At 54.9% G+C, this 273-nt stretch carries 1 protein-coding gene; it reads left to right on the top strand.

Annotated features, from left to right (window positions below; translation table 11 throughout):
• Positions 1-17 precede the first annotated feature (17 nt).
• The coding region (locus Q4563_RS19830; protein ID WP_303605740.1) for a hypothetical protein at positions 18-273 on the top strand (256 nt) is incomplete at its 3' end.

The following is a 273-nucleotide window of genomic DNA, read 5'->3' as shown; positions in this document are numbered from 1 at the left end:
ATCACGAGGAATACATCATGAGCGAGACCTGTTGCGCATCCAAGGCATCTACCACGATACCAACCCCGGTTCATCCACTGGATCCCTTGACCCAGGACGAACTGGCACAGGCCGCGGCGATTCTGAAACAAACGCAGCAGCTTGGCGATAGCTGCCGGTTTCCGTATTTACAACTGGAAGAGCCGCCCAAAGCCGAAGTGCTGGCATTTGAAGCAGGAAAGGCCTTTTCCCGTCGTGTCTTTGCCACCGTGCTGGATAAAAGCAACGGTGCGA

Source organism: Gilvimarinus sp. 1_MG-2023 (genome assembly GCF_030548285.1).
This window is presented reverse-complemented; position numbering and strand designations above follow the sequence as displayed.